Consider the following 24472-nt stretch of genomic DNA (forward strand, 5'->3'; position numbering starts at 1 on the left):
TGTGTTGCAATAACAAATCTAACGTAACCAATTCTTAGGCACACTACCGTAAAACCACGATAAAACTTTTTAAAGAAAACCTAAAGCCAATTTTAGTGATGGCTTTAGGCCTGTAGATCAAATTGAGAATGATCCTTTGTTTGCGTTTTTGCAATGGCTGATTCTAAAGGATGAACCGGTCTAGGGCCATTGTTAAAATGGCTGTTTTTTAATTAACCAAAGGTTCTACCATTCCAGCCCCACATTGCACCTGCAGAGTCGGCGAATTCAATGTAGGTGCGATCAGGAGGCACCCCTAGTGCGGCCTGTACCTGGGCACAAAACTCCTGGCTCATGGTTTTAGTTTTACTGCCCATGGTGCCAACACTTTTGATTTCGATGTAGCAGGTGGGAGCGGTGCTACCTCCGAAGGTCATGGGAGTGCTGGGTTGAAATGCAGTCATGACATAGGATTCAGGCTTGCCCAAATGTTTTGCCAGGCTAGCTGACAGCTGTTTGAGCATGTCTTCCACAGCGCCTTTAGAGGGGGCTTCGACGGAGGTTTGAACTTTGATTAAGGGCATGGGTATTGCAGAATAAACAATCGATGTTATTGGGGTGAAAGAGTCCTTGGTTTTGCGTTTTTAGTTCTTTGCCTCTATTGGGTATAGACCTTGCTAATTCCTTGAACTCAAAATTAAAAACTCAAAACTCAAAATTCCACTACCCTCCGTAGTTCCAGCCGGTCGTGGATAGCAACAAAGCATCGCCTTCACGATGAATACCTGCGCCGATGACTTCGCCAACAAAGACGGTGTGGTCGCCATGTTCAACGGTGCTGATCACGTTGCACTCGACGTAGCCCAGGGTGTCTTTGATGATGGGGCAGCCGGTTTCAGGACCAGGGTAAAATTCGATGTCTTCAAATTTGTTGCCGACACGACGTAGGGGTTTGAAGAAGTTTTGAGCTAACTCTTTTTGGCCATCTTCTAAGATGCTGAGGGCAAAGACGCCGCTAGCTTTGATCATGGCGTGGGAAGTGGAATCGGCTTTAACGCAGTTGACAACCAACGGTGGGGCAAAGGATGCCTGCATCACCCAGCTAGCGGTAAAGCCATTGACTTCTTCGCCGTCTTTGACACCACAGATATAGAGCGCATGGGGAATTTTGCGCAGCATCGTCTTTTTGGCCTGTTCGTCGAGCATTGCATTCACCCTTTAATGTTGTGTACAACGCTTCAGTTTAAACGAATTAAATTGTTCAAAAACGGTAAATGTTTATGAGGGGATGGTTTATCTCACAACTTGGCCCATGTAGTTGCCCCAGAGCCGGGCGGCTTGTGAACTGCTGCTGTTGGTGGGGGTGTTATCGTCATTGCCCAGCCAAATGCCAGTGACTAAATCATTGTTAGGGACAAAGCCCACAAACCAAAGGTCAACGCCATCGTTAGTGGTGCCAGTTTTGCCAGCCTCGCCTAACCCTAAATAGGCGCTACGACCGGTGCCGCCATTAATGGTGCCTCGCATAAAAGAGGTCATGGTGCGAGCCGTATTGGGTCTAAGAACATCGCGATCGCGATCGGCACTGTTATCAAGGGAAAAGTCGAAAATGACCCGGCAGGTACTGGGATCATTATTATCTTCACAGTCACTGCTATCCAACACGCGCTGAATCCCGTGGGGACGATTCCAGATACCATTGTTTGCGATCGCACCCACCGATCCAGTCATTTCTAATGGTGTCACCCCACTTTGACCGAGCACCAACCCTGGTACAGGGTCTAATTCCGATTCAATACCCATGGTTTGGGCCAAGTTCACAATATTGTCTAGACCAGCCTCACGCGCGACCCGTAGGGCGACTACATTTTCTGATAGAGCAAAGCCATCGTACATATCGAGCGCACCACCACCCGAACGACACCCCTGATAAAACTGACCACCCCAGCTCATATCGTTGCAGCTAAAACTGGTGCTAGCGGGAATGCCTTGTTCTAGAGCACTGGCATAGGCAAAAATTTTGAATGTGGAACCAGGTTGTCTAACAGCTTGAGAAGCTCGATTAAACTGACTTTGGCTATAATCTACGCCGCCGACGAGGGCCTGGATTTCACCCGTGGATGCTTTCAGGGTGACCAGGGCTCCCTGGGAAAAACCATGCTGGCCACCCAGGTTGGCAATGCCTGAGCGCATGGACGTTTCTGCCTGGCTTTGTATCGCTAAATCCAGGCTAGTTTCTACATAGAAATTACCTTCCTGGGCAAAGCTGATGCCCAGAACCTGGTCTAGCTCATCAAAGATATAACTATAAAAATATGGGGCCCGAATGCTCTGGAGCTGTTCCCGTGCTTTGGGGCTAATCTCAATGCGTGAGCGACGGGCACGGCGGCCGTCTTCCTGGCTGATCATGCCGAGGGCCACCATGCGTTCAATCACACGGTTGCGGTAGTCTAGCGCGTCATTGTAGCTCTGGACGGGGTTAAAGGCATTGGGCGCGGGCAAAATGCCCACCAGGGTGGCGGCTTCCTGGATATTTAAGTCTTTGGCAGACTTATCAAAGTAAAACTGGGAGGCATCCTCAAAACCATAGAGGTTATTGCCTAAATACACTCGGTTGAGATACAGCAACATGATGTAATTTTTGCTGTAAAACGTTTCCAGCTTGAGGGCGACGATCATCTCGCGAATTTTGCGCATGGCGCTATCGTCACTGCCCACATATTCCCGATAGATGTTTCGGGCCATTTGCTGAGTCAGAGTACTAGCGCCTTCTCGAATGGTGCCGCTTCTCAGGTTGGTTTTAGCCGCTCGAGCAATGCCCCAGGGGTCCACACCCAGGTGCCAGTAATAGCGAGAATCCTCTGACGCGACTACGGCTTGAGGCAAATATTTGGAATATTCCCGCAGTTTGGTTTTTTCGATGTGCGCCTGGTTCGTGATGGGATTCAGCAGCACACGATCACCATTTTCATTGCCAAGGATGGAGACAGGTCCCTGAACTGATTCGGGTATGGGTCGAATCGGAATTTTGGGCCATTCAAGCGCAACTACCCAAAAGACCGTCAGAGCAACACTGCCAGTGATGCCATAGAGACCGTAGCGAATGGTTTTGAGATACCAGGGTGCTGGGTTTTGAAAGCGTACCGTAACGGCATCGCTCAGCTCGTTGGGACCTAAGCTCAGCACATCGCCATCTCGGAGCTTAAAGGTTTTCAGTCGTTTTTGACCGCAGTAGGTGCCGTTGGTGGATTTTTGATCCTTGAGAACAAACGGGTTGCCAGGCTGGTTGCGATCGCGAGTCAAGGTCAAATGAGTCTGACTCACCAGTGGACTGCGCACTACAATGTCACAGTTTTTAGAACTACGCCCCAGCACATAATGATCGCCCACCAGGTCATACACCTGTCGCTGGTTGTCATAGTCCACCACCAGCTTAGGTACCCGAGCACCTGGTTTTAACGCCAGTTTGTTGAAATCTACCCGAGCCACATTCTGAATCACCTGGGTCATCGTGCCCAAGATGGTTCGAGGAGGCGTCGTCGATGAATTATGACGGGGTGGCTGAGTCATCCTTAGACGTAGAGTGTTTGAAAATGCGGATGTTCAAAATATGGGTTCACTATAACCCCTCAATCATTGACCCCTGATCTAGCTATTACAGCTACAGCTAACACACCCAGAATTGCGGATAGGAATACGGCCTATTTTAGGCCGCTTATAAAAAGGTGGCGTGATTTTCCCGTAGTTTTTGTCTAGGGACGTTTTGGTTCGTGTTTTGGTGTCAACAAAATAGCAATTAACAAACAAATAATCCCTACATTGATCCAGATGTCTGCCAGATTGAAGACCGGAAATCGGGTAATGGGAAAGGCCTGAATAAAGTCCACTACTTCCCCTGCTTTGACGCGATCAATGCCATTACCCAAGGCTCCGGCTAAGATAAATCCCCATCCGGCCCGCTCCCAGCGATCTTCAATCCGAAACAAGAGACCATAGCCAGCAATTCCAATGCTCACGATAACTGACAACCACGGCAGTATCCAACGGCAGTTTTCTCCACTGCAAATACTCCAGGCCGCACCGCGATTTAGAACGTAAGTAAAATTTAGAGCCCCCGGAATAATCGTGACCGATTCGCCCAAATTAAAGTTCTGGACAACCCAATGTTTGGTGATTTGGTCTAATAAGAGTCCGATAAAAGCAGCCACCCAAAACAGGCGATTGATCTGTTTTCTCCGTAATCTGCCCATGTTGCTATGACGGTGCTGAAGCTAGTAGAACATGATCTGACGCATACCATAGGCCAGTACTGAAACTGCACAGACTAAAATTAGCTGTCCTGGGAAAGGTGCAATCGAGTACGTGAAAATGGCCTCTATTAATGATGGCGCATTGTCGCCTGTCCACTGTAATACATAGGCTAGGGGCAAATACACCAATCCCACTGCATGAATTGTTAGTAACCCCCCTAAACAGCTTAAGGCTAGGGTTTCTAGCTTCAGGGTTTCCCAGAACGCGAGGTATCCACAAACCCATGCTGCCGGGATAAAGCCCAACAAGTAGCCAAAGCTAGGCTCCCTGAGATAGCTCAACCCACCACCCTGGGTAAATACTTGCAGATCAAAGGCCTGGAATAGAAAAAGGCCCAAGCTCAGATAGGCGACCTGGGACAACGCAGCCGCATTTTGCCCCCCCAAACAGCCGATAAGCAATACAGCTCCCACTTGAAAACTCACGCCTAAAGAAAACACCTCCACACCGTTGGCCCAACTCCAAGGCCCATTGGTAATAAAGACCTCTAGCCATGTGCCTCCAATGGTTAGAATCAAGCCGATTAACGCCCACAGCAACTCTGCCGTTGCAAACACCTACATATTCCTCACGGCGACGGTGGCTTATTTTATCGTTTGACGAGAACGTTACTTTTTCTAATCTGACTGAAAGTAGACAGCCGAGCAGGTTTTAGACTGTTTACTTAATCCTTTTATACGGCTTTCTTTAAGAACTGACATGTTTCCCACTCATCGCCCCCGCCGGTTGCGCAGCCATCCACAATTGCGCCGTATGGTTCGCGAAAATGTTGTTACCACCAGTGATTTCATCTATCCGCTATTTGCGGTTCCTGGTGAGGGCGTTGCTAATGAAGTGAAGTCCATGCCCGGTGTTTATCAGCTATCGGTGGACAAAATTGTAGAGGAATCCAAGGAAGTCTACGACCTTGGGATTCCCTCAATTATTTTGTTCGGTATCCCTGAAGGAAAAGATGATGATGCCACCGGCGCATGGCATGACTGCGGCATTGTACAGAAAGCAACAGAAGCCGTCAAAAAGGCTGTTCCCGACCTGATCGTGGCGGTAGATACCTGTCTCTGTGAATATACTCCCCACGGACACTGTGGCTATCTAGAGGTGGGAGACTTGACGGGTCGAGTGCTAAATGACCCCACGCTAGAACTGCTTAAGAAAACAGCCGTTTCCCAGGCTAATGCAGGGGCAGATATCATCGCTCCATCTGGCATGATGGACGGCTTTGTAGGAGCTATCCGCTCAGGGCTTGATGATGCCAGCTTTGAGAATATTCCGATTATGTCCTATGCCGCCAAGTATGCATCGTCTTACTATGGCCCATTCCGGGATGTGGCTGAATCTGCCCCCCAATTTGGCGATCGCCGCACGTATCAAATGGATCCAGCTAACGGTAAAGAAGCGATCAAGGAAATTGAGCTAGATATTGCCGAAGGCGCTGACATGCTGATGGTGAAGCCAGCCCTTGCCTACATGGATATCATTTGGCGCGTCAAAGAAGCGAGCAATTTACCGGTAGCTGCTTACAATGTCTCTGGAGAATACTCCATGGTCAAAGCAGCAGCTTTAAATGGCTGGGTAGATGAAGAAAAGCTGGTAATGGAGACCATGATGAGCTTTAAGCGCTCTGGGGCTGACTTAATTCTGTCTTACCACGCTAAGGATGTTGCTCGTTGGTTAAAGGGGCAATAGAATGCGTTTTTCCAGCGTCATTGGTCTTAAGCCTGGTAGTTAGGCTGGCTGCGGCATTGAATACATAGAACCTAACCAGGATGACAAAACCTGATGCAGGCGTAACAATAATTAACGAACATCTCCGGTGGAGGTGTTCGTTATTTTTTGACTCTTTTTAGCCCACCTACTTGTTTTAGCCCTTGAGCACCTCTTCAGACGCTGTTTCCCATTCCCATGATGCCAATGGCCATGGCCATGCCGCCCACGGCCACACCCATAGTGAGGAATCTCTAAAACGCATTGTTAACCGCCTATCTCGTATAGAGGGGCATGTGCGTGGCATCAAGACAATGGTTTATGAAGGTAGACCTTGTCCAGATGTATTAGTACAAGTTGCTGCGGTGCGAGGAGCCCTTGATCGGGTGGCACGCCTCATTCTGGACGAACATCTGAGTGAATGCATCAGCCGTGCAGTCACTGAAGGCAATATTGAAGCTGAGCTGACTGAATTGAAAGCAGCCCTTGATCGCTTTTTTGATTAGGGGGTATGGACCTATATTTGGCTAATCATTCTGTAACCAGACTGCAATTAAATTTTCAGAAACCTTTGGCCTAAATTTCAAAAGATTTCGAAATGCTACAAAAAAGACACGTTGACACATTGTCATGAATCCTATGCAGAAATAGGTTTTTAGCTTTTTGGGGCCAAAAATCACTGTGGCTTGCCTGACTTCTGCGTAAAAAAATGTAATGTATTGGCTCATCAAAACGGTCTACGGTAGCAATTGTGGCGATGTCCCTATTTCCCAAACAGGCTTGATAGATACGTTTTGGAGACGTTGTTAACTCTATAAAGCCGTTCAAACTCGTTTAGCTCGTCGTCCTACGCGTACGGCGGACGATATTAAATTCATTTAACGTCGAGATATTTAGTATGAGCAGCAATTTAGCCGAGAAGCTCAAGAAAGGTACGCAGAAAGCGCACACAATGGCCGAGAATGTGGGCTTTGTTCGTTGCTTTTTGCGTGGCGTTGTTGAGAAGAAGTCCTACCGTAAGCTAGTGGCTAACTTCTACTATGTGTACGCTGCAATGGAAGAAGAGTTGGAGCGCCACAAGGATCATCCGGTAGTTTCAGCGGTCTACTACCCTGAGCTATACCGTAAAGAAACCCTTGAGACTGATTTAGCTTACTACTACGGTCCTAACTGGCAAGAGCAAGTTTCTATTTCTCCAGTGGGTCAATCTTATGTTGATCGGATTCGTGAAATTTCTAACGAGTCACCTGAATTGCTTGTAGGTCATTCATATACTCGCTATCTAGGTGATCTATCGGGTGGCCAGATCCTTAAGAGCATCGCCCAACGTGCCATGAACTTGGCGGATGATGAAGGTGTAGCGTTTTACGAATTTCCCACGATTCCCGATGAGGGCGCGTTTAAGAATAAGTACCGCAGCACTATTGATGCCGCCCCTGTTGATGAGGCGATGGCTGATCGCATTGTAGAGGAAGCTAACGATGCTTTTGGGATCAACATGCGTTTGTTCCAAGAGCTTGAGGGTAACTTGGTTAAAGCTATTGGTCAGATGCTGTTTAATAGTTTGACTCGCGGTCGTCGTCGGGGCAGCACTGAACTAGTTGCAGCTGAATAGAGTTGATTGCTTATTAAGCTAATCAAGTTCTCAATTGCTTAGAAAATGGGCAGTATTCCTGGAGGAATACTGCCCATTTTCGTTTTAAGCTCTACAGTTGCTTGACTAAAACTTCCTATCAATTTAAAAAGTCGCTATCAGATATTTTTGAGGGCTTGTTCTTTGGAAAGTGCTCCTGTAGCATGAGGCTCAATTTATAAACTGCAAATCAGCTATTCTTAGTTTTACTTTGGGATGGTTTTGGCAGAAATAGTCAGGCAGGCTGGCTGTAATTTTACATTGAGTGCCAAAAAATACTTGATAAGTTGACCTTTTCTGCTATTTTTTGGTGGAGCGTGGGCAGGTTTGTTCTGTCTGTGTTCGGATCTGTGGTTTGCTTATGGAAGCCTGTAGATCTTTATTTGAATGTGGGTAACCACAGTGCGTTTTGAGTGATCATCGCTCTGGCGCATGGGGCGACGCTTAAAGTGAGGAGTAAACGAGTGGGTTTTGCCGTTAGGGCTGATCGAGATAAGAGTAATAGCGTTAAGAGCTCTAAGAAGCGAAATCTGGTATTACTGCATCCCGTCAATAAGACAGCTTCATCCTCGGTGGCGAGATATCCTTTTAAGGCTGCCGCGAATTCGGGTGCTCCGTCTGTGGCAGCAGTGCCCAATGAGGTGCACGCGCCTGCTGAGGTCAAGCAACTGCCTAGAGCGCCTCGGCTGCCGCTCGGCCTCAAAATTTTAGTGGGAGTGCAGCAGGGGTCTACTGTTCTGACCGGTGGCTTAGTTGCAACGGCCTTAGTGGTCTATAGCTGGACAGTTTATTTAGATAAAACCGTATCTCGTTCATTTCAGCGTTTGGAAACGCTCAAGGCCTCGATCCAACAGGTCACTACTGCCAATGCAACGTTGAAAAATAATATGGCTGAGCAGGCTGAGTCTCCCTCTGCTGGGTTTAAGCCGTTTGAGCCTAAGCGTGCTATCTTCTTGTCACCTGCTCCGGCGCGTCCATCAGTTGAGCCCTCTGTTGAGCCTGAAGCTCCTTCTCCCATGCCCCATCCCCTGGGTTATTAGGTCAGTGAGGTCTTTTGATGTGAGCGCCTTCTGTATGCTTATTGTGCTCGCCTAATATCTATGGTTACGCAGCCATCTAGTCCGGAGCGCCGTCCGTTTAGTCGTCGTCGCCCTCGTCATACGTCTTCACCACGATTTCGCCTTGTCACGGTCTGGGCCTTTATGGTGTTGGTGATGTTTGGCCTAAGTGCGCGTCTTGCTCGGTTGCAGTTAGTGGTTGGTGACCAACTTAAGCTCCAGGCTGAGCAACAGCGACAAAATGTACCCCAGGTTCCTCGGGCATCACGACGTCCGATAGTGGACCGTCAGGGGAATGTGTTGGCGGTGGATCGGATTGTTTATACCATCTATGCTCACCCCATGCTGTTTAGTCGCTCTCGCCAGGAGATGGCTGAAACCTTGGGAAGCGCCCTGGGTCAACCCCAAGATACGTTGCTGCAGCGTTTTCAAGAGCAGGAAACGGGTATTCAGGTTGCTGTAGATGTTTCAGAAGAGCTGACCAAGCGTATTCGTGATCTACGGTTAGATGGTTTGGAATTGTTGCCTAGTCAGCAGCGCTTTTATCCACAGCAAACATTGATGTCTCAGCTGGTGGGGTATATCAATTTGGAAGGGCAACCCCAGGCTGGCTTGGAGTACATGCTGCAGGATCGGCTGCTGTATAAGCTGGATAATGTGCCATTGCCCCATACGCCGAAACAGTTGCCTAATCGTGATGGGCTCAGGCTACAGCTGACTGTGGATAGTCGTTTGCAGCGCATTGCTCAGCGAAATTTAGAGGCAACTGTCCGTCAATATGGGGCCAAGCGGGGGGCCTTAATTGTGATGGATAGCCGTAATGGGGCTGTGTTGTCGTTGGCTGTGACGCCCACCTATGACCCTAATCGCTACTATGAGGCGAATGTTGCGCAGTTTAGGAATTGGGTGATCAGCGATCTGTATGAACCGGGCTCAACTTTTAAGCCTATCAATGTTGCGATCGCACTCGAAGAAGGCTTAATTGCTCCTGGTGACTACGTCTATGACGAAGGTCGTCTGCAATATGACCGATGGACGATTCAAAATGTTGATTATCAAGCCGTGGGAGGACGGGGATCCATCACCATCACTGATGTTTTGCGCCATTCCAGCAATGTGGGCATGGTTCACATTATGGAGCGGTTAAAACGCTCGACGTACTACGACTGGCTGGCACAATTAGGGTTAGGGAATGCAACGGGCATTGAGCTTCCTGCCGAGGCCACCGCCCAGCTCAAAAGTCGCTCTCAGTTTGTTAACAGTGAAGTGGAAGCTGCAACCACGTCCTTTGGCCAAGGATTTTCTCTCAATCCGATGCAGTTGGTACAGCTCCATGCTGCTTTGGCCAATGGCGGTGAGTTGGTAACACCCCACTTGGTCAGGGGGCTGATTGACCAGGAAGGAAACCCCACGTGGCAGCCTCAGCGACCACCTGCCAAACAAGTGTTTTCTAAAGACACGACCCAGGCAGTCCTCCAAATGATGGAGGCCGTTGTGGAATCTGGGTCTGGTAAAACGGCTCGCATCGCCAACTATAGGCTAGCGGGTAAGACAGGGACTGCCCAAAAAGCCAATGAATATGGTGAATATGGCGATGGTCGCATCGTTAGCTTTGTGGGCATTGTGCCAGGGGAGAATCCCCGCTATGTGGTGCTGGCTGTGATCGATGAACCTCTGGGTGAAGATGCCTATGGTTCAACGGTAACTGCGCCCCTGGTTAAGTCGGTAGTTGAGTCTCTTGTGGTGATGGCGGGTGTTCCTCCTTCAAGGCACGCGGAGTAAATAGGATCTTTTCTAACTCACGGGTGGCTCGTTCAAGGTTGTCGTTGACGATTTGTATATCAAACTCTTCAGCAGCTTCAATTTCAACGTTGGCCCGCGCCAGACGTTTTGCGATCGCATCTTCCGAATCTTGACCCCGCTGACGAATGCGATCTTCTAGTTCCTGGAGGCTGGGGGGCAAGACAAAAATCTGCTGTGCTTCTGGTAGCGTGGCGCGCACCTGACGGGCCCCTTCCAACTCAATTTCTAAAATCACCACATTGCCATGGGAAATCATCGCTTCTAAAGGTTGACGCGGGGTGCCATAAAAATTACCCGCAAATTCAGCCCATTCCAGTAGTTGATTTTGTTCAACCATGGCTTTAAATTCCGGGCGTGAAACAAAGTAATAATGTTTACCATGCTCCTCACCTGGACGAGGTTGGCGAGTGGTTGCTGAAATCGATAGCTGAATGTCCGGATGATGCTTGAGCAACTGGCGTAGTAACGTTCCCTTGCCCACGCCACTGGGGCCTGTAAAGACAATCAGTTGCCCTACGGTTGGAGACGTAACAACGATTTCTGAACTCAAGGGAACTGATATTGAAGGCATAACTTACAGAAAAAACTACGGAAATTTTACAGACCTATTCCTCCGATAGATCGAATAGCACCGTCTTCATGTAGCGTTCAGCCCAGACAGGATCAAATGCTTTTTCTAAAATGCGACGGGTTTTGTCATTTTGCTGCTGGTGGGTGCAGTAGTTGCGCTGACCTGCCAAGATCTCAGCCCGTTTATGGGGGGTGGGAGTCATGGCAACTGCTTGTTTACAGTGCAAGGTCAGGTAGTAGCGCACCTGCTCCAGAAAACGATGATTTTCCTGAGGACCTATGGGTTTTACAAAACAGCAATAGTCCGAAAAAATGTGGCCCCAGCTAGGGAGTTCCCGTGGATGGCTATAGCCGTTTGTTCCCTTACCCTTAAGGGCATGGGTATAGGCAATGGGCAAGCCGTTGGGATTAGTGGGGGATAAATCCACAACGGCTGCACTAATTTGCCCGCGACCGCAGACAATGTCACAGCCAAACATCGGTAGCCCATACTCAAGGCGAGGAAACATTACGCAGTGCAGAATGTCGAGATTGGGACCCACCTTCGCTAGTTCTAGGTGAAGTTTACGAAACTCTGGGGTTTGATAGCAGGCATTTTCAATGACAAGTCGTTCGCCTTCTAGACGGCTTTCTACATAGCCCAGATCGTTAGGGAGATTGTAAGGCGAGAGGACAAGATGGTGTTGCCAGGTCTCTTCAATGATGTCAGCCAACTCACAGATGACAGAGTTTTGATGCTGACGGATGGAGTACTTTACCGTAATCGACATGGATGAGCGTTCAGTTCACCTTATAAACAGATTGGACTGCACCATTGAAAAACGGTATCGTCGCGGGTGGTGTGATAAATCAAGTTTACAGTAGCGTAAAGGTCTCAGGCAGAATCAACTACCTATGATCCAATTCGTCACCTTATTCCTGATGTTGACTTTTTTTTAGGGAAAAGATTGGTACTTAGTTGTTGTGCTTATTAGGGCATAACACGGGCCACGTAAGCATTCCGATCGTCGAATACTGCCAAGGCCTAAGCCTCCACTTCTGTTGCCCCACTTCAACATCACACACATTTTTCCTACGCTATGGTGGCCACACAACTCAAATCTCGCAAAGTTTTGGGGTTAAATCAACGTCAGTACGAAGGGCTTAAAACAGCACTCCAGCTTAATCTCAGACGCCAGCTTTTGATTGCGGTCTGCGATAGCAACACATTGAAGACACAGCTGGTCTCCAGACTGCAAGCGGATTTAACAGCAGCGGATAATACCCTGGATGATTTTGGGACAGTAACCCTAGCGAAGCTTGCCTTTGATCCGAGTCAGCCCGATTTGATGCTACAGCTGGTGCATTGGCTAAAGCAAGCGCCCAAACCCACACCCCATCTACAGATTGTTGGTTTAGAGGCGATGACCCACCAGCCGATGCGATCGCAAAATCACTTTTTGCGATCCCTTGAAAATATTCAATCTTTGCTCCCCCACCTTGAAAGCAGCTTGGTGCTGTGGCTGTCATGGCCCTGGTATCGCACATTGCAACAGTCTGCCCCTGAGTTTTGGCAGTGGCGTAGTGGTGTGTTCACCTTTGTGGGTGAGCCTGTGTCCTCTGCTCCAGAGATTGCTAATACCGGCCACCAGGTGACGGATGCGCTTTATGGAGGGGTGTCCACTGCTCAAAATGCTGATATCTGGCAGATTCTCAGTGAGGATTTGGCTCAGAGAGACCAGCAGCCCGCAGCGGCTAATGTTGCGGCTACTGATGTTGAGCCAGAACAGAGCCCATCCGTAATCGTAGACGTGACTACCCTGGAGAATCCTCTGGAAACACTCGCTCAGCTAGAAGAGCAGGGGGCCACACCTGAGGAGATTACCCAGGCTTACCATACCCTTGGCAATCATTATCGCGATCGCATTGAAGCTGGGGAAATGACCCCCAATCTATTGGCAACCGCCATTGAAACCTTTGAACTCTACCTAAACTGGTTGCCAACGGAGGATACTCAACGAGCTGCTGGTCTCAATGATTTAGGCACATTGCACTGGCTCAACGCTCAGCTCCAAGGTGAGCGTTCGGCCCTGGTTGAGGGCATGAACCGCAGTGTGAATCTGTATAGAGAAGGCCTGAGTGCCAATGGTGATGCAGAAACCACCAGCCGCCTGTACGGCAATTTGGGGGCAGTATATAGTGCCTTAGCCAATTACGACGACTCCATTACCCACCTGAAGGACGCTGTCACCGCCTATCGTCAGGCGTTACCATTTTGCTCGGCAGATAGCAATCCTGAAGAATATGGCACCTTGCAGAACAGCCTGGGCTCCGTGTACTGGAAGCTGGCCTACTATGAACAACCCAAGCCCCAGCTGCATCGGGCAATTGCCGCCTATAACGAGGCTTTGCGCTGTCATCACCCCGAAACGTCCCCATTAGAATATGCAGCGGTACAAAACAATTTAGGCATTGCCTACTGGAGTTTGTCGCGTCATGAACGTCCTATATTTTTACTCAAACATGCCATTGCCGCTTACCGGGATGCGCTGAATTATCGTACCCCCAGCACTGATCCGACGGCCTGTGCCAGTACCTATAACAATTTGGGCACAGCGTTTTGGGAATTAGCAAACCATCCTGAGGCACCAGCCGATCCTGAAGGGCGCTATAAGCAAAATGCTGTAATTGCCTATGAAGCTGCCCTCAAAGCCTCAGAATTAGCGCCCAATAATCTTGACCTCGCTTCGATTCGCCATTGCTTAGGCAGTATTTATGACAGAATGGCCCGAGCTACCGATAACAGAGCTCTGATTGTCGGTAACCTGGACCGTGCCTTAGTGCACTACGTCACTGCCCTCAAACAAATTACCAAAACGGCATCTAGCTATGAGCCCATCTTCAAAGCCTTGGTGCGCAATGTTTCTGCCCACTATGAACTGCTAGGGTTAGATGGCCAGCAAAATGCCCTGAATAAGGTGCCCGCTGAAATTTTGCCTCAGGTAATGCTGAAGTTATAGGACACATTCCACAAATAACGATTTTGTCTAGAAACTATCTATCCCCTGTAGGGTCGTTGCATGCAACGACCCTACAGGAGGGTAATTAATTTGGGGTAGTTGCCAATTCTGGTGCGTTTTTGGACAATATTGCACGTAGTTCTTTACTGAGATCGTTATCGCTGCGGTGGGCTTCCCATTCTCCACTGTGCTTAGAATCGAGTCGCCAGTGGCCATTGATATGATCACCATCCTCTGACACTGTTCCGGTGTATTGGATAGCGTAACTGGGAGTGTTGAAATATTTTTTTGTGAACGTCACATAGCGGCCAGTGATTTGTCCGTGTACCTGGGCTTCACCTAAGGGCCCATCATCCACAATGCGACCACTAATACTATTGTTCGCTTGGACAAAGGTGGCTTCAAACCGGGTGGGGGAGTTTGCCTGCCAGTAAGACCCTAGCCAGGGACCAGTTAACTCAGCCATCGCAGATGTCCTCGTGCAACACATTACCTATGATTTTGATGCAACTATCTTGATTTTGCAGGGACTGGAACAACCCACCACCGGGTGTGAAAATTGAAGAAATTCTCAATTTTGGTGGATGTGGACGCATGCTCGGTTTCACTAGGCTTGGGTCAACTCCTACTACTGGTTACCTCTGCTATGGCGCTATTTCTTATTTTTGCTCTGGTAGTGGCGTTTTTTGCGATCGCATTCGCCCTGCAAAATGACCAGCTGATCGACATCAACTTTTTTATCTGGCAACTAGAGCAGCAGCACCTGGCCACTGCTCTGTTGCTGGCATCAGGCTTGGGCGTTCTTTTCGGACTGTTAGTCACCATTCCGGCATTTCTCAAGCGAGAATGGCGCATTTCCCGTGGGAAAAGACAGGCCCATAGCTTAGAAGATCAGCTTTTAGCTAAGCAGCAAGAAGTCAACAATCAAGCGCGTAAAAACGCAAATCTACGCCAGAGCTATCACCACCTTTTGGAATCCCTGGATCTGTTGGATCACACCACTGGTTTAGTTAGTGATGCGGTGGTTTCGCGTGTCATTCGAGCCCTACTCCAGCGAATGAAAATGCAGCCGCTTCATCATCAGTTTCAATCCGTAGGGCTACTGCTGATTCAGCCCCAGCGTAAGCAACCTGAGCCTAGCGACCTCAAACAAGATCAGGCCCTATGGAATGCGATCGCTCAGGTGCTACAGCAAAACCTGACGGTAGATTCCTGGCTGTTTAGCAATAACCAAGGGCAATTTACCTGTAGCCTCACTGGTTTAGATGTTAAAGCCGTTACGAAATATGCAGAAAATCTTAGATTAGCCCTGACCGATGCACCGATAACCCTGCAGGATGGTGCGCAGACTAATATCGACGTCAATATCGGTGGCGTGGTCACTGACCCTGACCATCCGACCGAAAGTGAGCAATTGCTACTTAGCAAAGCGGAAGAATTTCTAGCTTTGGCGACTAAGCGTGGACGTAATCGCCTGAAAGTGTCCTTTGTCACGGACTAGACTGCATTACGGGCTAAACCCTATTTAGGTTATGAAATCTAAATTTTTTTTACATACTTTAAGTCTCGTAGTGACCTTTGTATGCTTTCATTCTCAATGATTATGAGTATTTTTACTCAATGGTTTCTGATGTTTGCAAGCCGTATTCTCTGACACAAAATCTTGAGCCCAGTACCGTTGGTGCATAAGATAAAACTAACGACTGAGTTTAAGAAAGTCTAAAGAAGCAGGAGATACGTCCATGGCAGAGCGCCCAATTATCCTCGGTATTGTCGGAGACAGTGCCGCTGGTAAAACTACCTTAACCCGTGGGATCGCCCAGGTACTCGGTGAGCATGATGTGACGACCATCTGTACCGATGACTACCATCGTTACGACCGTAAACAGCGTAAGGAAATGGGGATCTCTGCACTTCACCCCGATTGCAATTACGTTGACATCATTGAACAGCATCTAGAGCTACTACGCCAAGGCCGACCTATACTTAAGCCCATCTATAACCACACTACTGGTGAGTTTGATGCTCCTGAGTACATTGAGCCCAAGAAGTTTGTTATCGTTGAGGGTTTGCTGGGCTACTCCAGTAAGATTGCTCGCGATGCCTATGACGTAAAGGTTTACCTTGCGCCCCCCGAAGACCTACGCACCAAGTGGAAAATCAAGCGTGATACCCGCAAGCGTGGCTATGATGAGGCTGCTGTATTAGCTGCACTAGCTGCACGCGAGCCTGACTCTGAGGCTTTCATCCGTCCCCAGCGTAAGTGGGCTGATGTAATTGTTACTTTCTATCCACCAGATGCGCCTGAAGAGCAGGCTAACGATCTACTGCTCAACGTAAACTTGGTGTTGCGTCCCACGATCCCGCACCCCGATTTTACCGATATATTGGACAGTGATTTAGGTAAAGCCATTCGTCTGGGTCTAGAGCGTGATATGGGTAAGCCCGTAGACGTGCTATCTATTGATGGTCATGCTACCCCTGACCAGGTGCAGCAGCTTGAGCGCATTCTTTGTAGCGATGTTCCTTATCTGGGGCAGTTCTGTAGTCTGGAGGGCAACCAGGAAGTCGGTAAGATTGTTGGCACCACTGGTGAAACTCTACAGAGCTATCCCCTAGCTCTGACTCAGTTGTTGATCACGTATCACATGCTGATGGCTATGGGTACAGCTGGCAAAATGAAAGTTGCCGCATAGATTCAGACCACGACTCTAAGTTCTTAGATACTCGCCCCCAGAACATTGTTCTGGGGGCGAGTATTTTGCTACAAATTTGGCAAATTCTGCGATATGCGACAAAGTTACAGACGTCTGGCGAATGGGTGTGAAGAAATGACATGGTCTGAGGAATCAGCAGACATATGGTTTGAATCTATGTGCCACAATTACCGTGCCTGTAGATTGTCAGCTTGATTGTTCTTTAACTCAACAGCACCCAGCTTCTGGGCTGTTCTACCATGTTTGGTTTTTCCCGAATAAAGCCCATCCACGAATTTGCATCCTATGCCCATTGGCGTCATCAATTTATGCAGCGGCGGTTGCGGTTGGGTATTCTGTTTGGCCTGTTTTATTTTGTCACATTTTTGCCCTTAGACACCCTGACGTACGTGACTGAGGGGCACGATCCCTTTGTACTGCTTTGGATCATCACGAATCTAATACGGATGGGGTTGTTGTTCTTCTGCCTATGGCTAATTCGCAAAAATATCTATCGACCTCGTCGCATTATTGGTGTTTTTTTGCTGGCATCATGGTCCATTAGTCTGTTGCATCGGTTCCATGAAACCTACACTGGTTTAGCTAGCAACACCCCCATTGCCGAGCCTGATCTTTTTAGTTGGGCACTCTCCTTTATTACTCAAGCTACTCTAGTGCCAGTGGGTTGGCCCCTCCATCTAATCTCTCAGCTGGGGGTAATTGTTTACTACTTTGGTGTCAATACCCTTTTAGGGTTACAGGTGGTAACCCCTGGTTTGCCTGCTGCTAGCCTGTTGCTCAACACGTTTTGGATCTGCTGTATCTGCAACTGCTCGGTTTACTTTTATGAAAAACTATCACGGGAAAATTTTGCCACTAATCGTGAGCTGTTGGAGGCCCAAGAAAAGTCTGAGCGACTGTTGCTGAATATTTTGCCTCGAACAGTGGCTGAGAAATTGAAACAGGGGCCAGATATTATCGCTGAAAGTTTTTCTGAGGTAACAGTATTATTCGCAGATATTGTTAACTTCACCCAGCTTACCGAGACCCAGCCAGCAGCCAACATTGTTGATCTACTCAACCAAGTATTCTCTCGCTTTGATCAGTTAGCCGAGAACCATGGTTTAGAAAAGATCAAAACCATTGGTGATGCCTACATGGTGGCAGCAGGGTTGCCACAACCCCAGGCTGACCACGCAGCAGCTGTTGCTGCCATGGCCATAGAAATGCAAACAGCATTGGCGGACTTTAATGCTGAAACCGGTCAAGATATTGCCTTACGTATCGGGATTCATACCGGTCCAGTGGTGGCTGGTGTGATTGGCCTAAAGAAGTTTGCCTATGATCTTTGGGGCGATACGGTGAATACAGCGAGTCGCATGGAATCCCACGGTGTGCCCAATGGCATTCAAATTAGCGAGGCTACCTATCAACGTCTACAGAAGTTGGATGAACGCTATGAGTTTCATCAGCGTGGTCCAATCGTCATCAAAGGTAAAGGACCCATGATTACTTATTTATTAGAGCCCTGTGTGACGGATGTTGATATAGATCCATTGATGGCTCAATCGTAAAGGGCAATGAAAATATTTTTTAGCCGCCGTAGCATAATTTGTCTCCTGCCCTAATCTGTAACAATTAGGGTCTGTATGGATCGCTAAGGAATTAACCATGGCCGACAACCGTAAAAGCCGCGTCGTTACCCAAGGGGTACAGCGTTCACCCAACCGTGCCATGCTGAGGGCCGTGGGCTTTGGAGATGATGATTTTGATAAGCCCATTGTTGGAATAGCTAATGGCTATAGCACAATTACCCCTTGCAATATGGGGATTAATACTCTAGCTCTGCGGGGTGAAGCAGCTCTGCGGGATGCTGGGGCAATGCCGCAAATGTTTGGCACTATCACCATCAGTGATGGTATTTCCATGGGTACCAAGGGGATGAAGTATTCTCTGGTTTCCCGTGATGTGATTGCTGATTCTATTGAGACCGCTTGCACCGGTCAGAGTATGGATGGTGTATTGGCTATTGGTGGCTGCGATAAGAATATGCCAGGAGCAATAATTGCGATCGCACGCATGAATATCCCCGCCGTTTTTGTCTATGGCGGTACCATCAAACCCGGCCACCTCGACGGCGAAGACCTCACCGTAGTCAGTGCCTTTGAAGCAGTTGGTCAGTACAGCGCCGGTACGATCGACGAAGAGCGTCTGATGGCCGTTGAGAAAAACGCTTGCCCTGGTGCTGGTTCCTGTGGCGGTATGTACACCGCTAACACCATGTCATCCGCCATCGAAGCCATGGGCCTGAGCCTGCCCTATTCTTCCACCATGGCAGCCGAAGATGCAGAGAAAGCCGACAGTACTGAAAAATCGGCCTATGTACTGGTAGATGCCATCCGCAATCAGATTTTACCCAGCCAGCTTCTGACCCGCAAAGCGTTTGAAAATGCCATCTCTGTAATTATGGCGGTAGGTGGTTCTACTAATTCTGTCTTGCACCTGTTGGCCATTGCCAACACCATGGGTGTTGAGCTCACCCTTGATGACTTTGAGGTCATCCGTAATCGCGTTCCTGTTTTCTGTGACCTTAAACCCTCCGGGCGTTATGTGGCCACTGACCTACACAAGGCAGGCGGTATTCCCCTAGTCATGAAAATGTTACTCAAACAAGGGTTGCTCCACGGTGATGCCCTTACCGTCAGCGGCCAAACCATTGAAGAAGTGCTAGCGGATGTGCCCGAACAGCCCAGCCCTGACCAGGATGTGATTCGTCCCTTTAACCAACCCCTCTATGCCCATGGTCACCTGGGGATTCTAAAGGGCAACCTTGCCACGGAAGGTGCGGTGGCCAAACTTACCGGTATCAAAAAGTTTACTATCACTGGTCCTGCGCGGGTATTTGAGTCTGAAGAAGATTGTCTAGATGCGATTTTGGCAGGCAAAATCAAAGCAGGCGATGTGATTGTTGTGCGCTATGAAGGTCCTAAGGGAGGGCCAGGTATGCGAGAAATGTTAGCACCCACCTCAGCCATCATTGGTGCTGGCCTGGGAGACTCGGTTGGTTTGATTACCGATGGTCGTTTCTCAGGTGGTACCTATGGTATGGTTGTTGGCCACGTTGCGCCTGAGGCGGCAGTTGGTGGCACCATCGGTCTGGTAGAAGAAGGCGATTCCATTACCATTGATGCCGAGAAACTACTGTTGCAGTTAAATGTTTCTGATGAAGAACTTGCTAAGCGACGGGAGCAGTGGACAGCGCCCGAACCTCTCTACAAGCGAGGTGTGCTAGCAAAATATGCCACATTAGTTTCATCTAGCAGCCAGGGGGCAGTGACTGACCAAGACCTGTTTTAGGTCTCCTGTTCTATAGAACAAGGCTGATAAAGCAGAAGCCGTCGACCGAAAAACTAGTGTAGATTTTACTCTTAGCCTCAGTTCACTAAGGAACTGAGGCTATTTTTATACTCAACCGTCTATACGTATATATAATACTGTGACCAGTAAAACGTTTTTCCCTTAGAAAGGCTGTCACATTATGTTACGAAACGCAAGGAGTTGAGTTTCCTTATTTTTTCTGACTGTGATAGTAATCAGCTTCCAATAAGCAGGAATGTCAATTTTTCGTTATCGACAGATTGTTGGTTAAATTGTTAACTTTGGGCTCTATAGACAACGACGACGTAACGAGGAAACTCCTTACTTTACTCACTGCGTAATATCACGTACGGCAATTATATCTGAATAGCATGCCGACAGTTCCGAAATGTTAGTTCATACCTAAGGAGTTTAGGTGTTTGCTAGCCCCCTAAAGTGTAGTTATTAAGAATCCTAAGATGAATAATTCTGAATCATATAAACAGCATGAAATAGATGATTTCTTATATCCTCGCAGTCGTTATTATGGCAAGTTTTCTCCACAACGGTTGGCTTTTAATGCGAACCTGCAAGAATTCTCGCAACGTGTTGATATTATTTGTGCCCTGGAAACCGGTGGTAAGCTAACTTCGATGGAGGCTTACTTGCAGATTAGGAAGCTGTGGAAGGATCTAAAAAAGAGCAAAAAAGAACTTGGTATTGATGCCTCTGGATCGTCATTCAATGAATCCTAAAGGAGAAGATGGAGCTAACTGTTTTCTTAAGAGTTGGCTAGTTTTTGTTGAAACACGGCTTTTAGATCTAAAAATAACAGAGTATGATTCCTTTCCTGTTCAGAAAGCATAGCTATGTGACTGATCCACTGCTTTTTAGGCGTCAAGCGTCTGTCTGTAGATACGGCTTGAAATTCGCTAATAGGCAATTCGACCAAATCTGGAGGTGACTCTAAGGCAATCCCCCAAAGCTTATTTTGAATACCCCGTAATACTACTAAAAACTGAGCTTTGCGTGGTGATGTGGCATAGGCATCTAGGCAAAATACGCTATGTAAATCCAACAATTGGATTGTATGGGGACCCAGTTGCACAATTCCGAGCGGAATGATGCCACCTTCATTGGATGATGGACAGTTCAATATCTTTAAGATCGCCTTCATTGGTAAGGCAAACCAATAATCGGCAACTTCAAAGGTGACAAGTTTTATGATTTTCGACGTATTTTTACCCATAATTCTTCTCTAGCTGTTGCTCCAAAACATTGGTTAGTGTTGTCAATAACTGTGGTGTTATATATGGTTTTGTGAGATAGCCAGTGGCACCTAATTCTTGGGCCAGTTGCCGATGTTTCATCCCGGTACGTGACGTTAGCATGATGGTAGGCACTGAAGCAATTTTAGGCGTATGTTGCCGAGCCTTTAAAAACTCAAAACCATTCATGCCAGGCATTTCCAGGTCACATAAAATAGCAGCCACATCAGTGTGCTGGAGCTTTTGTAGAGCTTCGTTACCCTCTTTGGCCTGCAAGACCCAATAGCCAGCGTTTTGTAGAGCTTTCGTAAGGGTATTACGAACCGTAATCGAGTCATCAATAATCAGGATAGTTTGCTTAGTAACATGGGATTTTCGAGGTGCTATTTGTTCTCCTTTACTGTTGCCTGTTTTGATTGCATGTTGAGAAAAGTTCTGGAGAACTTTTAGTATGAGCGTAGAGCCATCTATCACTAAGCTAAGGTGACCATCTGGAAGAATGCTACAGCCATATATATAGCTGGGCATTGTTGCAAGGGTACCTAGAGAGCGAATGACCAACTCTTGTTCTCCAATCAGATGGTCTATTTCTAGACCTACTAAACGATTTTTGTATCGGATCAAAATAACTGGTAAGATGCCTGAGGTTTTATTAATGTCTGGCTGCTGGGGGATTGGGAGTAAACCATTATAGGTAAGGGCTTCCGATAGTGGGACAACTAAAATTAGCTGGTCTTTCTCCTCAATCTGGAGACTGAGCACTTTTCTGTTATTCCGAGTTTTTAACTGCTCAGCGCGGGGGATTAAAATTTGTTCGATAGTATCTGTCATCAGCGCGTATAATCGTTCCCTGGCGCGACAGAGTAACAGTTTCGCAATGGTTAAATTGGCAGGGATTTTGATGGTAAAGCAGGTTCCTTGCCCGTGCTGATGGGTCACGGTAACTGTACCCCGTAGAGTTTGGATTTGGGTGCGAACAACATCTAGCCCAACGCCACGTCCAGATAGATCGTTAATGTGACTAGCAGTGGATAGATCGGGTTCAAAAATTAAATCGCTAATTTGGGTTGCTGTTAAGTGTTGAGCTTCTATGTCTGTAATGAGTTGATTGTCAATGGCCTTGTGGCGAATGGCATCAAGATTGAGCCCCTGTCCATCATCTTGAATTTTGATAACTAGGTTTCGACCTATTTGTTTAACAGAGAGTTTAATTTCTCCTGTTTCAGGCTTGCCCTGCTGCTGACGCATTTCCGGTGACTCAATACCATGGTCAAAGGCATTGCGTACTAAATGGAGTAGAGGATCATACAGCTTATCAACAATGGCTTTATCAACAAGAACATCCTCGCCTTCGATCTTTAAGGTGACCAGCTTACTGTGCTGTGTTGTTAAACGAGCTAGAACTTGATGGAAGCGATGCAGCACATTTCCGAGGGGCTGCATTCTTGCCTCTAATATGGTTTCACGTAGATCATTGACCAGGCGCTGTTGCTTTTCCAAGCTTTGATTATTTTGCTGGATAAATAATTCCATGGCTTCAGCACTTTCCATCTGCTGCACCATCGTGTCGAGCGTCGCCTGTACCAGCAGCTGCTGTTCGCTGTAGTGATCTAATTCTAGAGCATCAAACTGTTGTTCAGCTGGTTTGAGTTGCAATGTTTGAAGCGCTGTGGAGGCGTGGGCAGATTGACGCTGAAGTTTACGTAACTGCTGCTGTTGGAAACTCACACAAGTCAGAAGGGTCTTCATAGCCGCTGTCATGTGCTCATTGCACAGTGCCTGACGGCTCTGCTGAGTTAAGAGTTCTCCAATAGTGTGGTTGAGCTGTTCAAGATGATTGATAGATACTCGCAGGGTGGCTGTGTTTTGGGGTAGTTCATTGGCAGGCACAATGGGTTCGGACTGTTCTGCCTGCTGTTGCGACAAAAGACTGGGCTCTGAACCAGAGACATCATTTTGAATCTGTGCTGCTGGAGATGGGAGCTGCTTAGCATCTGTTGCAACCGTATCTGGTAATGGTGGGGTATCCCAAATAGTATCTGGAGTCTGGACAATGACTGTCTGATCACGGCTGGCATTTTCTAGCAATGCTAGGGATTCTATTGACTCAGGTTTAACCAACTGGGAGGAATTGTTGGCTAGCGATTTAGTCTGGCCAATGGGCTGGCTTAACCATGTCCATAGCCCATTAACCCAGCTTTTAGATGGTTTCTGGTGAGTTGAGAAGGATTTGGATTGGCGATGCTGGTTGCTTTTTTTAGATCTTCGTTTAGAAGAATTCTGTTTAGAAAACTGTTGCAGCGTTCTACTAGGCGTTCCACCTTGGTTGCGATCGCCCTGTAATACTAAGGTTTGAGCAGAACGATAGTCTTTGAGAGCAATCTTAGCTATCTGCACCACCTGATTGGGTTGATTCTTTACGGCGGTTACGGTAGCCCGAGCAATTTCTCCAAATCCCGGTAGATTCAAAGACTCTGCTAAGCCAAAAAATACGTCTGCCTGGGATTGCAGAAGAGCTTTTAAACTCTCTGAATCAGGCTTTTTAAGAGCATTTTCCAGCTCATCGAGTCGTTGATTCACACCCATTTCAAAAATGGATTGGGTCATGTCAAACCCCAGGTCAGTCGATGTCGGCAGGTAACCATCCTGACCGAACTGATCGCCCAGGTTTTCTTGCAGTTGGGTCACAACACTGGCCATGCGGTCCAGCACTTCTGACTCATCAATTTCAGAATTAGTCAGCTGAACTGACAGTAGAAGTTGCAAGCAATCGTAAGCTTCAAAAATTAGTCCTTCTACAACTGGTGTCAAATTGGCATCAGGGGCACATAATGCTTTGAACGCATCTTCTAGAGAATGGGTTGTGGTTTTGATGGCATCCAGCCCAACACTAGCCGCCGCTCCCTTTAGGGTATGAGCTGCCCGCATTAAGCTGTGCATTTTCTGAACACCAAACCCCTGACGTAGAGTTTGCAGCTCATAGTCTATTTGCTGTAGTAGTTCAGAAGCCTCTTGCAGAAAGTAGGCAGGAACCTGCTGGTTAAGTGCTGAAGCTGAAGTCATGATTGGTTAAAACCGCAAGTTGACTGGTACC

Annotated in this window: 21 protein-coding genes; 11 read left to right on the top strand and 10 right to left on the bottom strand. The window is 47.8% G+C overall.

Features of this window, described 5'->3' with window-relative positions:
- Positions 1-212: 212 nt before the first annotated feature.
- The 5 genes from U2F10_RS30630 to U2F10_RS30650 all read right to left on the bottom strand — a co-directional run bounded on the left by U2F10_RS30630 (position 213) and on the right by U2F10_RS30650 (position 4847).
- Positions 213-563, bottom strand: coding sequence for a phenylpyruvate tautomerase MIF-related protein (locus U2F10_RS30630; RefSeq protein WP_163667067.1), 351 nt, complete (start codon positions 561-563; stop codon positions 213-215).
- A gap of 139 nt (positions 564-702) precedes the next feature.
- Positions 703-1185 (bottom strand): flavin reductase family protein, encoded by a 483-nt coding sequence (locus U2F10_RS30635; protein WP_163667065.1) that lies wholly within the window; start codon positions 1183-1185, stop codon positions 703-705.
- An 87-nt stretch (positions 1186-1272) separates the two neighbouring features.
- The gene (locus tag U2F10_RS30640) at positions 1273-3549 is read right to left on the bottom strand and encodes a transglycosylase domain-containing protein (protein WP_163667062.1); all 2277 of its coding nucleotides are present in this window, start codon (positions 3547-3549) and stop codon (positions 1273-1275) included.
- A 182-nt stretch (positions 3550-3731) separates the two neighbouring features.
- Positions 3732-4229: a signal peptidase II gene (lspA, locus tag U2F10_RS30645; RefSeq protein WP_163698498.1), complete on the bottom strand. Its 498-nt coding sequence runs from the start codon at positions 4227-4229 to the stop codon at positions 3732-3734.
- Between the two features lie 21 nt (positions 4230-4250).
- Positions 4251-4847, bottom strand: coding sequence for a biotin transporter BioY (locus U2F10_RS30650; protein ID WP_006517867.1), 597 nt, complete (start codon positions 4845-4847; stop codon positions 4251-4253).
- A 142-nt stretch (positions 4848-4989) separates the two neighbouring features.
- Between U2F10_RS30650 and hemB the strand changes: the two genes are divergently transcribed.
- From hemB to U2F10_RS30675, 5 genes are all read left to right on the top strand, one after another.
- Positions 4990-5976 carry a porphobilinogen synthase gene (gene hemB / locus U2F10_RS30655; protein ID WP_499058100.1) on the top strand — a complete coding sequence of 329 codons (987 nt, stop codon included), beginning with the start codon at positions 4990-4992 and terminating at the stop codon, positions 5974-5976.
- Positions 5977-6158: 182 nt separating this feature from the next.
- On the top strand, positions 6159-6500 hold the full coding sequence (locus U2F10_RS30660; protein WP_006517865.1) for a metal-sensing transcriptional repressor: 342 nt from the start codon (positions 6159-6161) through the stop codon (positions 6498-6500).
- A 392-nt stretch (positions 6501-6892) separates the two neighbouring features.
- Positions 6893-7609 (top strand): biliverdin-producing heme oxygenase, encoded by a 717-nt coding sequence (locus U2F10_RS30665; RefSeq protein WP_163667056.1) that lies wholly within the window; start codon positions 6893-6895, stop codon positions 7607-7609.
- Between the two features lie 482 nt (positions 7610-8091).
- On the top strand, positions 8092-8667 hold the full coding sequence (locus U2F10_RS30670; RefSeq protein ID WP_163667054.1) for a hypothetical protein: 576 nt from the start codon (positions 8092-8094) through the stop codon (positions 8665-8667).
- Positions 8668-8727: 60 nt separating this feature from the next.
- Positions 8728-10467 carry a peptidoglycan D,D-transpeptidase FtsI family protein gene (locus tag U2F10_RS30675; protein ID WP_163667052.1) on the top strand — a complete coding sequence of 580 codons (1740 nt, stop codon included), beginning with the start codon at positions 8728-8730 and terminating at the stop codon, positions 10465-10467.
- On the opposite strand, the gene gmk is transcribed toward U2F10_RS30675, so the two are convergent.
- Entirely contained in the window at positions 10403-11059 is a 657-nt protein-coding gene (gmk, locus tag U2F10_RS30680; RefSeq protein ID WP_163667050.1) for a guanylate kinase, read from the bottom strand. The genes U2F10_RS30675 and gmk overlap by 65 nt on opposite strands.
- Positions 11060-11093: 34 nt before the next feature.
- Positions 11094-11828 (bottom strand): phycocyanobilin:ferredoxin oxidoreductase, encoded by a 735-nt coding sequence (locus U2F10_RS30685; RefSeq protein WP_163667048.1) that lies wholly within the window; start codon positions 11826-11828, stop codon positions 11094-11096.
- Between the two features lie 309 nt (positions 11829-12137).
- Here U2F10_RS30685 and U2F10_RS30690 point away from each other — a divergent pair, with 309 nt between their 5' ends.
- Positions 12138-14057, top strand: coding sequence for a tetratricopeptide repeat protein (locus U2F10_RS30690; RefSeq protein WP_499058097.1), 1920 nt, complete (start codon positions 12138-12140; stop codon positions 14055-14057).
- A gap of 85 nt (positions 14058-14142) precedes the next feature.
- Here the strand turns inward: U2F10_RS30690 and U2F10_RS30695 are convergent, their stop codons facing one another.
- Positions 14143-14523, bottom strand: a complete 381-nt coding sequence (locus U2F10_RS30695) for a hypothetical protein (protein ID WP_163667045.1) — start codon at positions 14521-14523, stop codon at positions 14143-14145.
- Between the two features lie 180 nt (positions 14524-14703).
- Between U2F10_RS30695 and U2F10_RS30700 the strand changes: the two genes are divergently transcribed.
- From U2F10_RS30700 to U2F10_RS30720, 5 genes are all read left to right on the top strand, one after another.
- Positions 14704-15558 carry a lipopolysaccharide assembly protein LapA domain-containing protein gene (locus U2F10_RS30700; RefSeq protein ID WP_163667042.1) on the top strand — a complete coding sequence of 285 codons (855 nt, stop codon included), beginning with the start codon at positions 14704-14706 and terminating at the stop codon, positions 15556-15558.
- A 241-nt stretch (positions 15559-15799) separates the two neighbouring features.
- On the top strand, positions 15800-16753 hold the full coding sequence (locus U2F10_RS30705) for a phosphoribulokinase (RefSeq protein ID WP_163667040.1): 954 nt from the start codon (positions 15800-15802) through the stop codon (positions 16751-16753).
- Positions 16754-17013: 260 nt separating this feature from the next.
- A complete protein-coding gene (locus U2F10_RS30710; RefSeq protein ID WP_163667038.1) occupies positions 17014-18327 on the top strand; it encodes an adenylate/guanylate cyclase domain-containing protein in 1314 nt (437 codons plus the stop codon).
- A 97-nt stretch (positions 18328-18424) separates the two neighbouring features.
- A complete protein-coding gene (gene ilvD, locus U2F10_RS30715) occupies positions 18425-20110 on the top strand; it encodes a dihydroxy-acid dehydratase (RefSeq protein WP_163667036.1) in 1686 nt (561 codons plus the stop codon).
- Between the two features lie 479 nt (positions 20111-20589).
- On the top strand, positions 20590-20865 hold the full coding sequence (locus tag U2F10_RS30720; RefSeq protein WP_163667034.1) for a DUF7219 family protein: 276 nt from the start codon (positions 20590-20592) through the stop codon (positions 20863-20865).
- Between the two features lie 26 nt (positions 20866-20891).
- Here the strand turns inward: U2F10_RS30720 and U2F10_RS30725 are convergent, their stop codons facing one another.
- Both U2F10_RS30725 and U2F10_RS30730 read right to left on the bottom strand, forming a co-directional pair.
- A complete protein-coding gene (locus tag U2F10_RS30725) occupies positions 20892-21359 on the bottom strand; it encodes a chemotaxis protein CheW (protein WP_163702782.1) in 468 nt (155 codons plus the stop codon).
- Positions 21352-24441 (bottom strand): hybrid sensor histidine kinase/response regulator, encoded by a 3090-nt coding sequence (locus U2F10_RS30730; protein WP_499874169.1) that lies wholly within the window; start codon positions 24439-24441, stop codon positions 21352-21354. Before U2F10_RS30730 ends, U2F10_RS30725 begins: the two co-directional genes overlap by 8 nt.
- Positions 24442-24472 lie beyond the last annotated feature (31 nt).

This window comes from Leptothoe sp. EHU-05/26/07-4, assembly GCF_043421015.1.
Classification (GTDB): Bacteria; Cyanobacteriota; Cyanobacteriia; order Phormidesmidales; family Phormidesmidaceae; genus Leptothoe; species Leptothoe turfae.

Bases quoted from the DNA above. Each gene is read 5' to 3' on its own strand.
- U2F10_RS30630 (WP_163667067.1), bottom strand. From the start codon at position 563: ATGCCCTTAATCAAAGTTCAAACCTCCGTCGAAGCCCCCTCTAAAGGC.
- U2F10_RS30635 (WP_163667065.1), bottom strand. From the start codon at position 1,185: ATGCTCGACGAACAGGCCAAAAAGACGATGCTGCGCAAAATTCCCCAT.
- U2F10_RS30640 (WP_163667062.1), bottom strand. From the start codon at position 3,549: ATGACTCAGCCACCCCGTCATAATTCATCGACGACGCCTCCTCGAACC.
- lspA (WP_163698498.1), bottom strand. From the start codon at position 4,229: ATGGGCAGATTACGGAGAAAACAGATCAATCGCCTGTTTTGGGTGGCT.
- hemB (WP_499058100.1), top strand. From the start codon at position 4,990: ATGTTTCCCACTCATCGCCCCCGCCGGTTGCGCAGCCATCCACAATTG.
- U2F10_RS30665 (WP_163667056.1), top strand. From the start codon at position 6,893: ATGAGCAGCAATTTAGCCGAGAAGCTCAAGAAAGGTACGCAGAAAGCG.
- U2F10_RS30675 (WP_163667052.1), top strand. From the start codon at position 8,728: ATGGTTACGCAGCCATCTAGTCCGGAGCGCCGTCCGTTTAGTCGTCGT.
- gmk (WP_163667050.1), bottom strand. From the start codon at position 11,059: ATGCCTTCAATATCAGTTCCCTTGAGTTCAGAAATCGTTGTTACGTCT.
- U2F10_RS30685 (WP_163667048.1), bottom strand. From the start codon at position 11,828: ATGTCGATTACGGTAAAGTACTCCATCCGTCAGCATCAAAACTCTGTC.
- U2F10_RS30690 (WP_499058097.1), top strand. From the start codon at position 12,138: ATGGTGGCCACACAACTCAAATCTCGCAAAGTTTTGGGGTTAAATCAA.
- U2F10_RS30695 (WP_163667045.1), bottom strand. From the start codon at position 14,523: ATGGCTGAGTTAACTGGTCCCTGGCTAGGGTCTTACTGGCAGGCAAAC.
- U2F10_RS30700 (WP_163667042.1), top strand. From the start codon at position 14,704: ATGGCGCTATTTCTTATTTTTGCTCTGGTAGTGGCGTTTTTTGCGATC.
- U2F10_RS30705 (WP_163667040.1), top strand. From the start codon at position 15,800: ATGGCAGAGCGCCCAATTATCCTCGGTATTGTCGGAGACAGTGCCGCT.
- U2F10_RS30710 (WP_163667038.1), top strand. From the start codon at position 17,014: ATGTTTGGTTTTTCCCGAATAAAGCCCATCCACGAATTTGCATCCTAT.
- ilvD (WP_163667036.1), top strand. From the start codon at position 18,425: ATGGCCGACAACCGTAAAAGCCGCGTCGTTACCCAAGGGGTACAGCGT.
- U2F10_RS30720 (WP_163667034.1), top strand. From the start codon at position 20,590: ATGAATAATTCTGAATCATATAAACAGCATGAAATAGATGATTTCTTA.
- U2F10_RS30725 (WP_163702782.1), bottom strand. From the start codon at position 21,359: ATGGGTAAAAATACGTCGAAAATCATAAAACTTGTCACCTTTGAAGTT.
- U2F10_RS30730 (WP_499874169.1), bottom strand. From the start codon at position 24,441: ATGACTTCAGCTTCAGCACTTAACCAGCAGGTTCCTGCCTACTTTCTG.